This is a genomic window from Lascolabacillus sp., from assembly GCF_028696275.1.
In the GTDB taxonomy this organism is placed as follows: Bacteria; Bacteroidota; Bacteroidia; order Bacteroidales; family Dysgonomonadaceae; genus Proteiniphilum; species Proteiniphilum massiliensis.
Genome location: NZ_JAQVHI010000037.1, coordinates 1 through 9,387, shown reverse-complemented (window position 1 = coordinate 9,387; position 9,387 = coordinate 1). Strand labels below are relative to the sequence as shown.

The 9,387-nt window shown below is 37.8% G+C and carries 6 protein-coding genes and 1 tRNA gene; 6 read left to right on the top strand and 1 reads right to left on the bottom strand.

The features are described 5' to 3' along the window. The first annotated feature begins 114 nt into the window (after nt 1–114). On the top strand, nt 115–1,446 hold the full coding sequence (locus PHO43_RS08425; RefSeq protein WP_288011904.1) for a DEAD/DEAH box helicase: 1,332 nt from the start codon (nt 115–117) through the stop codon (nt 1,444–1,446). A 47-nt stretch (nt 1,447–1,493) separates the two neighbouring features. Here PHO43_RS08425 and PHO43_RS08420 read toward each other — a convergent pair. Next, nucleotides 1,494–1,568, bottom strand: a tRNA-Val gene (locus tag PHO43_RS08420). 180 nt (nt 1,569–1,748) lie between these two features. On the opposite strand from PHO43_RS08420, the gene purB reads away from it, so the two are divergent. The 5 genes from purB to PHO43_RS08395 all read left to right on the top strand — a co-directional run bounded on the left by purB (nt 1,749) and on the right by PHO43_RS08395 (nt 9,351). Then, nucleotides 1,749–3,092, top strand: a complete 1,344-nt coding sequence (gene purB, locus PHO43_RS08415) for an adenylosuccinate lyase (RefSeq protein ID WP_288009018.1) — start codon at nt 1,749–1,751, stop codon at nt 3,090–3,092. A gap of 151 nt (nt 3,093–3,243) precedes the next feature. Beyond that, a complete protein-coding gene (locus PHO43_RS08410; protein ID WP_053826327.1) occupies nt 3,244–4,362 on the top strand; it encodes a pseudouridine synthase in 1,119 nt (372 codons plus the stop codon). Nucleotides 4,363–4,463: 101 nt separating this feature from the next. Then, nucleotides 4,464–5,861 (top strand): asparagine--tRNA ligase, encoded by a 1,398-nt coding sequence (asnS, locus tag PHO43_RS08405; protein WP_045089527.1) that lies wholly within the window; start codon nt 4,464–4,466, stop codon nt 5,859–5,861. Between the two features lie 6 nt (nt 5,862–5,867). Beyond that, nucleotides 5,868–7,655 carry a translation elongation factor 4 gene (gene lepA / locus PHO43_RS08400; RefSeq protein WP_045089528.1) on the top strand — a complete coding sequence of 596 codons (1,788 nt, stop codon included), beginning with the start codon at nt 5,868–5,870 and terminating at the stop codon, nt 7,653–7,655. A gap of 97 nt (nt 7,656–7,752) precedes the next feature. Beyond that, the gene (locus tag PHO43_RS08395) at nt 7,753–9,351 is read left to right on the top strand and encodes an aspartate:alanine exchanger family transporter (RefSeq protein ID WP_045089529.1); all 1,599 of its coding nucleotides are present in this window, start codon (nt 7,753–7,755) and stop codon (nt 9,349–9,351) included. Nucleotides 9,352–9,387 lie beyond the last annotated feature (36 nt).

Sequence of the window (9,387 nt, the reverse complement as noted above, 5' to 3'; positions counted from 1 at the left end):
TCAAAAGTAGAAAATAATTTCTATAAATCAAGTAGTTGAAGAAAAATATGATATTGATTACCAATCATAATATATTAAGTATTTTCCAGAGGAATAATGTCTTATCTTTGTTGCATGAATATAGAGAATCAACAATCAACTATTTTATCTAATCTGGGTATTAATGCATTGAATAAGATGCAGTTTGAAGCTCAGAGAACGATAATGAATAAGAAAAATATTATACTGCTTTCTCCTACAGGTTCAGGAAAGACACTTGCATTTTTACTGCCGATACTGCAACTGCTTGACGAGAATATAAAAGGAGTGCAGTGCTTGATAATTGCTCCATCACGCGAACTTGCTATGCAAATAGAACAGGTGTGGAAGAAGATGTCGACAAAGTTTAAGGTAAATGTTTGCTATGGAGGGCATTCTATCGAAACGGAGCTAAACAACCTAAGTAATCCTCCGGCTCTGCTTATTGGTACTCCGGGACGACTTACAGACCATTTAGAAAGGGAGTCGTTTGATACGGGCAATATTAGAATATTGGTGCTGGATGAGTTTGATAAGTCACTTCAGCTGGGCTTTTTGGAGGAGATGAATGCTATTTTAAGTAAGTTGTCAAATCTTGAAAAAAGAGTTTTGCTATCTGCTACTTCCGATGTAGAGATACCAGAATTTGTTGGTATGGACTCTCCTGTAACTCTTGATTTTGTACATGAGGTGCAAAATGAGACTCTTTCACTTAAACTGGTAGTATCTCCCGAAAAGGATAAAATAGATACACTTTTTAAATTGCTTTGCAATATAAATTCTGAGGCTGCGCTAATATTTTGTAATCATAGAGAATCAGCAGAAAGAATCAGCAGCGTGTTAGTTTCCAAAGGTATAAATTGCGGATATTATCATGGGGGAATGGATCAGGATGACAGGGAAAGAGTATTAATACAATTCAGAAATGGTAGTCTTAATTTTCTTGTTACAACTGATCTTGGGGCAAGGGGGTTGGATATTCCGGAAATGAAACATGTGATCCATTATCATTTACCGGCAAAAGATGTAGATTTTACTCACCGTAATGGACGTACAGCACGTATGAATGCTTCCGGTACAGCATATATTGTTATATATAAAGAAGAGGCTTTGCCCGAATATATCCCGCAAGGTTTAGATATACTGCAACTGAAAGATGGTGGTCCATTGCCACAGCAACCGGAATACCAGACAATATATATTAGTGGAGGTAAGAAAAACAAAGTTAATAAAGGTGATATTGTGGGATTCTTTCTGCAAAAAGGAAGATTGGATATGTCTGATTTGGGTCTGATTGAAGTGAAAGACTTTGTATCCTTTGCCGCTGTCAGAGCGTCTATGGTTAAAACGCTTTTGAATAACATTAGAAACCAAAAGTTGAAAGGTAAGAAATATAAGATTGAGGTTGCCAGACAGGTAACTATATAAACAAAAAACACCTGCCGAAATATCGATAGGTGTTTTAATTTTTTTTGTGGGCGATGACGGATTCGAACCGCCGACATCCTGCTTGTAAGGCAGGCGCTCTGAACCAGCTGAGCTAATCGCCCTTTTTTTAATAACTGCTTTTCTTAATTTCTCATCTCTTTGAGTAGTTGTTTTCCTGAAAAGCGATGCAAAGATATACTCTTTTTTGAATGTGACAAAATTATTTCAATTATTTTTATCAAAATTTTTAAGACTCTATTATTATCACTATTTTTGTATATCGAAAAGAGGTATATAATATAATGAACTTAAACCGACTGACAGCTATTTCACCAATTGATGGTAGATACAGAGATAAAACAGAAGCTTTATTTCCGTTTTTTTCTGAATATGCCCTCATAAAATACCGAGTACAGGTAGAAATCGAATATTTTATTGCTCTCTGCGAAGCGGGTATAAATTCTTTGCAGAATGTTGATGAGAATCAATTTGATCTGCTGAGAGCTATTTACAAAGGTTTCGACGAGGATGATGCTCAAGATATTAAAGAGATTGAAAAGATCACTAATCACGATGTGAAGGCAGTGGAGTATTTCCTTAAAGAGAAATTTGACAAGCTCCACCTTTCTGAACAAAAGGAATTTATTCATTTTGGTCTTACTTCTCAGGATATAAATAATACTGCCACACCTATGATGTGGCGTGATGCTTTGGAAACTGTTTACATCCCAGAGATGGAGCAGTTGATTTCGTTGATTGATGCTTTGGCGGAAGAGTGGAAAGATATTCCTATGCTAGCCAGAACTCATGGTCAGCCAGCATCTCCAACCCGTCTGGGAAAAGAGATGAAGGTGTTTTCATACAGATTGACTAATCAATTGGAAGTGCTTAAACATATTCCTGCCAAAGCTAAATTTGGTGGAGCAACAGGAAACTTTAATGCTCACCATGTGGCTTATCCCGAGATAGATTGGAAAAAGTTTGGTAATGAATTCCTGTTCGAAAAGTTGAACCTGATCAGGGAGGAATATACTACTCAAATTTCTAATTATGATGCATTCGCTGCATCCTTTGATGCAATGAAACGAATTAATACTATCCTGATTGATTTCAACAGGGATGTATGGCAATATATCTCTATGGAGTATTTCAAGCAAAAAATCAAAGAGGGTGAAGTGGGTTCATCAGCTATGCCACATAAGGTAAATCCTATTGATTTTGAAAATGCTGAAGGTAATCTTGGTATTGCTAATGCACTTCTTGAACATCTGGCGGCTAAATTGCCTGTGTCAAGATTACAAAGAGACTTAACAGACTCAACTGTGATACGAAATATTGGAGTACCTATGGCACATGAGATAATTGCAATTAAAAGTACAACAAAAGGACTTCATAAGTTGTTATTAAACCGTGAGGCGATAGATAGAGATCTGGACAATAACTGGGCAGTGGTTGCCGAAGGAATACAGACTATATTGAGACGTGAAGGGTATCCAAAACCATATGAGGCATTAAAAGAACTGACTCGCACAAATAATCATATTACTAAAGATAGTATCGCAGAGTTTATTGATACATTGGAGGTGAGTGACAGTATCAAAAATGAACTTAAGGGAATTACACCTCAATCCTATACAGGAATTTAAAAAAGAGCAATTATTATTTATTGAATGTAATGTAAATACAAATTAAGGAAAATCCAATGCCGGTTGTTCCATTACATGATGGCCGGTACTGTTTTATTAAAATTGAAAAAAACCGTGAGGTTTAATAATTAAGACAAAACTAAATGCAACAATGACAACAAACAACGAAGAATCGCGCCCTAAAAGAAGTTTCTATAGTGCGCACAATGAGAGACACGCTTCCCCTAACAGAAATAATCAGGGTAATGAGCGAAGAACACAACAGGAGGGGTATCATTCTGAAAGATCCTATAACCAAAACAGAGGAGAACGCCCACAAGGTGGTTCATATGGTAATAGTGAGGGAGGCAATGTAAGAAAAAGACGCCCAAGAGTTGGTGAAAGGGTACAGGCTCAACAAAGAGGCCAAGGTGGTGGCGGTTATGGTAATCGCAGCTGGGGCAATCAATCACAGAGTTCAAATTATAAAACGACTACTAGCTCCACTGGTAAGAAACTTAAAAAGAAAAAACCGTTTAAGCAGATTAAATATAAGGAGAATGCAGATCCAAATGCTCCTATACGTCTTAATAAATTTATTGCTAATGCAGGTATCTGCTCACGTCGTGAGGCTGACGAGTTTATACAGGCTGGTGTGGTAACAGTGAACGGTGTAGTGGTAACTGAACTTGGAACAAAAATTACTCGTTCTGATGAAGTTAAATTCCATAATCAACCTGTTCAGCTTGAAAGTAAGGTATATGTTCTACTTAATAAGCCTAAAGGCTTTGTTACTACAACTGATGATCCTGAGAACCGTAAAACAGTGATGGAATTGGTGAAAAGTGCAGCATCAGAAAGGATTTATCCTGTTGGAAGACTTGATAGGGCTACTACAGGTGTTTTACTCCTTACAAATGATGGCGACTTAGCTTCCAAATTAACACATCCTAAATACGAGAAGAGAAAAATCTATCAGGTTTGGCTTGATAAACCGGTTGCAATGGAGCATATGCAGGCTATTGCAGATGGAATTGAGCTAGAGGATGGAGAGATACATGCTGATGCTATAAGTTACGTTACAGAAGAAGATCTTACTCAGGTGGGTATTGAGATTCATTCAGGTAAAAATCGTATCGTTCGCAGAATTTTTGAAAAACTGGGATATCGCGTATTAAAGCTTGACAGAGTATATTTTGCAGGTTTGACGAAAAAGAAATTATCTCGTGGTAAATGGCGTTATCTTTCAGAACAAGAGGTTAATATGCTCAGAATGGGAGCTTTTGACTAAATATTAATTTATAAATAATAACATTAAAATTTTCTGTCTATTACTGCAGAGATAAAAAATATTTTGCAACAAAATCTCTAATGGGAGATTAATCGTTGATTATGAAACAGATTAAGAGGACAAAAATATCGGAAGCTTTAAAGCTTACCAGTTTCGGAGAAGAGATAAATGTAAAAGGATGGGTTCGTACCCGCAGAGGAAATAAGAACGTAGGATTTGTTGCGTTGAATGATGGATCTACCATTCATAATATACAGATTGTTATAGATATAGCGCAGTTTGGTGAAGAGTTTCTTAAGCCAATCACAACAGGTGCATGTATTAATGTAAATGGCAAGCTGGTTGAGTCGCAGGGAAAAGGACAGTCGGTTGAGGTTCAGGCAACTGAAGTGGAAATTTACGGGCCGGCTGATCCTACTACATATCCATTGCAAAAGAAAGGACACTCTCTGGAGTTTTTGCGTGAAATAGCACATTTACGCCCACGTACAAACACCTTTGGAGCGATCTTCAGAATGCGTCACCACATGTCATTTGCAATTCATAAATATTTTAATGACAGAGGTTTTTACTACTTCCATACACCCATTATTACAGCTTCAGATGCTGAGGGTGCAGGTTCTATGTTTGAAGTAACCACTCTGGATTTTAATAATATTCCCAGGGATCAAGAGGGTAAAGTTGATTATTCACAGGACTTTTTCGGGATGCAGACCAACCTGACTGTTTCGGGACAATTGGAAGGTGAACTTGGTGCAATGGCACTTGGTGGAATTTATACTTTCGGTCCGACATTCCGTGCTGAGAATTCAAATACACCACGTCACCTTGCAGAGTTCTGGATGATTGAACCTGAAGTAGCATTCTATGATATCAACGACAATATGGATCTGGCTGAAGATTTTCTGAAGTACCTGATCCGATATGCACTTGATAACTGCAGGGATGATATAGAATTCCTTGCAAGCATGTATGACAAAGAGCTGGTGGATAGATTGCTATTTGTTGTTGAAAACGATTTCGTGAGACTAACATATACTGAAGGTATAAAAATACTTGAGGAGTCAGGTCATAAATTTGAATTTCCTGTTTTCTGGGGAGCAGACTTGCAATCAGAACATGAGCGTTACTTGGTAGAAAAACATTTTAAACGTCCTGTAATTCTTACTGACTATCCAAAAGAGATAAAATCATTCTATATGAAGCAGAATGATGATGGAAAAACTGTTCGTGCAATGGATGTTTTATTCCCTAAGATCGGTGAAATTATAGGTGGTTCGGAACGTGAAGCAGACTATGATAAGCTGATGAATCATGTCAATAACCTTGGTATGAACACAAATCCAATCTGGTGGTATCTGGAAACCCGTAAGTTTGGTACAGCTCCTCATTCCGGATTTGGTTTGGGTTTTGAGAGGTTAATGCTGTTCATTACAGGAATGACAAATATTCGTGACGTAATCCCATTCCCAAGAACTCCTAATAATGCAGATTTTTAATAATAGATGAAGAATATAAGAAACTTTTGTATCATAGCTCATATTGATCATGGAAAGAGTACTCTGGCAGATCGTCTGCTGGAGTTTACCAAAACTGTTGAAGGTAAAGATCTTCAAGCACAGGTACTTGACAGCATGGATCTTGAGCGTGAACGAGGCATTACGATTAAGAGCCACGCTATACAGATGGACTATGTATATGAGGGTGAGAAATATATATTGAATCTTATTGACACACCCGGACACGTTGACTTTTCGTATGAAGTGTCGCGTTCGATTGCAGCCTGTGAAGGTGCTTTACTTATTGTTGATGCTGCTCAGGGAATTCAGGCTCAGACTATCTCTAATGTTTATATGGCAATTGAGCATGATTTGGAGATTATTCCGGTTATTAATAAAATCGACCTGGATAGTGCAATGCCAGATGAAGTAGAAGACCAGATAGTTGAGCTTTTAGGTACACCCAGAGAAGATATCATTCGGGCAAGTGGCAAAACGGGTATAGGAATTGAAGAGATATTAAAAGCAATAATCAATAGGGTGCCTGCTCCGGTTGGAGATTCTGAAGCTCCTCTGCAGGCACTTATTTTTGATTCCGTTTTTAACTCTTTCCGTGGTATTATTGCATATTTCAAGATTGTTAATGGTGTTATCAGAAAGGGTGATTCAGTTAAGTTTATAAATACAGGCAAGGAGTACGACGCTGATGAAGTGGGTATTCTGCGCTTAGGAATGGAGCCAAGAGATGAAGTAAGATGTGGTGATGTAGGGTATATAATTTCTGGTATTAAAACTTCGAAAGAGGTTAAGGTAGGAGATACCATTACTCATGTTAAACGTCCGGCAGCTAAAGCGATTGAGGGTTTTGAAGAGGTGAAACCTATGGTTTTTGCCGGTGTATACCCAATCGATAGTGAGGATTTTGAAGATCTGAGATCCTCATTGGAAAAACTTCAGTTAAACGATGCATCTCTGACTTTTCAACCTGAATCATCTGTAGCTCTTGGTTTTGGATTCAGATGCGGCTTCCTTGGATTACTCCATATGGAAATTGTTCAGGAGCGTCTTGAGCGTGAGTTTAACATGGATGTGATAACCACTGTTCCTAATGTTTCATATAATGTTTATGATAAGAAGGGGAACAAAAAAGAGGTACATAATCCGGGTGGACTGCCTGATGTTACTCTGATTGACAGAATCGAAGAGCCCTACATACGCGCATCTGTGATCACATTTACTGAATATATTGGTCCTATAATGACCCTTTGTCTCGGAAAAAGAGGCGAGCTGATAAAACAGAACTACATTTCAGGTAATCGAATCGAGATAATATATGATATGCCACTTGGAGAGATAGTTATTGACTTTTATGATAAATTGAAAAGTATCTCTAAAGGGTATGCATCTTTTGACTATCATATGCATGATTACAGGCCTTCTAAGCTTGTGAAAATGGATATTTTGCTCAATGGCGAACCTGTTGATGCTCTTTCCACTCTTACGCATTTTGACAACGCACAGACCTTTGGTCGCAGGATGTGTGAAAAACTTAAAGAGTTAATTCCACGTCAGCAGTTTGATATAGCCATACAGGCAGCAATAGGTGCGAAGATTATTGCTCGTGAGACGGTAAAGGCAGTTAGAAAAGATGTTACTGCAAAATGTTATGGTGGTGATATATCTCGTAAGCGTAAACTGCTGGAGAAACAGAAAGAGGGTAAAAAGCGCATGAAGAAGGTAGGTAATGTGGAAGTTCCGCAAAAAGCCTTCCTGGCAGTATTGAAGCTTGATTAATTGGGTTTGACATTATATGGTTTCAGTAAAATAACTCATGAGTAATCACTGCACTTGAAGATGTTGTTTACTTTTTAATGTAGTTTATAATAATTTGATGTTAGAATCACTTCTGCAAAATTCATATTTTTCAGTTTTCGTAATTATAGCACTCGGTTTTTTACTTGGAAATGTTAAGATAAAGGGTGTTTCACTGGATTCCTCGGCAGTTCTTTTTGTGGCACTGCTGTTTGGTCACTTTGGTGTTGAAATTCCTAAAGTACTGGGCAATTTTGGCCTGGTACTTTTTATTTTTACTATTGGAATTCAGTCGGGTCCCGGTTTCTTTGATTCATTTAAAAAGAACGGGAAAAATATATTTATACTTTCAGTACTTATCATTGCCAGTTCCGGTGCAGCTGGTATAGGATTAGGTTATCTGTTTAATATTGATACAGAGGGCGTTCTTGGTCTGATTTCAGGAGCATTGAGCAGTACTCCTGCTTTGGCTACAGCAACTGATCTTACTGATTCTCCTCTGGTTTCAATCGCATATGGTATTACTTATCCATTTAGTGTAATCGGAATTATTTTATTTGTGAAGTTATTTCCCAGAATATTCAGAGTGGATCTGGCTAAAGAGGCTAAAAAAATTGAAGAGGTAAATAAAGAATTTTATCCTGAAGTTAAACAGGCAGTGTTTAAGGTGAAGAATCCAACTGTGTTTGGTAAAACACTTGCAAAGCTTCAGGTACGTTCTATGACAGGTGCTGTTATTTCGCGTTACTCTCATGAAGGTGTCATTTCTTTAGCAAAAGCTAGAACCAAACTGTATGAGGGGGATCTTATTAAGGCAGTTGGTACTGAAAACTCGTTAAGCCAGCTGGAGCTTTTAATCGGAGAAAAGACAGATATGAAACTGCCTGTAGGAAATAATCAGGTATCGGAATCACTGCTTGTGACTAACAAAAATATAGTGGACCAAACTCTTGGATCATTAAATCTCACTTCTGTTTATAGTTGCAATGTAACTTATATTAGACGTAGTGGGGTAATGCTTTCTCCTTCGCCTGATATTAAAATTAAATTCGGTGACAAGTTGGTTGTAGTAGGAGAGCAGGAGAATGTTAAAGAGGTAGGTATGCTTTTAGGTAATGATGAAAAGAAGCTTTCAAGTACCGACTTTTTTCCTATTGCCTTGGGTATTATTTTGGGTATTCTGGCAGGACAAATACAGCTCTCTTTTTCTGACTCATTCACTTTCTCACTTGGTTTAACGGGGGGTGTTCTTATTGTTGCACTTTTACTAAGTAAGGCAGGAAAAACAGGGAGTATTTTGTGGACTATGTCCGACACTTCAAATCAGTTGTTAAGACAGCTGGGGTTGTTGCTCTTTCTTGCAGAGGTTGGTACAACGGCAGGGGCAACGCTAATTGCCACTTTCCAGACATTTGGTTTACTTTACTTTTTTATTGGAATAGTAATCACACTGGTACCTATGATTCTGTCTGGCATTGTTGGTAAGTATGTACTGAAGTTAAACGCTTTGGAGTTGCTGGGTACAATAATTGGAGGAATGACAAGTACACCCGGATTGGCTGCAGTTGGTTCAATGACCGATAGTAATGTGCCAAATCTGACTTACGCTTCGGCCTACCCACTAGCAATGGTGTTACTAATAATAATGCTGCAGGTAATTGGATTTATTGCACTATAGAATTAAATAAAAAAAGGCACGCCAATCACTTGGAAT

Bases quoted from the DNA above. Each gene is read 5' to 3' on its own strand.
- lepA (WP_045089528.1), top strand. From the start codon at position 5,868: ATGAAGAATATAAGAAACTTTTGTATCATAGCTCATATTGATCATGGA.
- PHO43_RS08395 (WP_045089529.1), top strand. From the start codon at position 7,753: ATGTTAGAATCACTTCTGCAAAATTCATATTTTTCAGTTTTCGTAATT.
- asnS (WP_045089527.1), top strand. From the start codon at position 4,464: ATGAAACAGATTAAGAGGACAAAAATATCGGAAGCTTTAAAGCTTACC.
- PHO43_RS08410 (WP_053826327.1), top strand. From the start codon at position 3,244: ATGACAACAAACAACGAAGAATCGCGCCCTAAAAGAAGTTTCTATAGT.
- purB (WP_288009018.1), top strand. From the start codon at position 1,749: ATGAACTTAAACCGACTGACAGCTATTTCACCAATTGATGGTAGATAC.
- PHO43_RS08425 (WP_288011904.1), top strand. From the start codon at position 115: ATGAATATAGAGAATCAACAATCAACTATTTTATCTAATCTGGGTATT.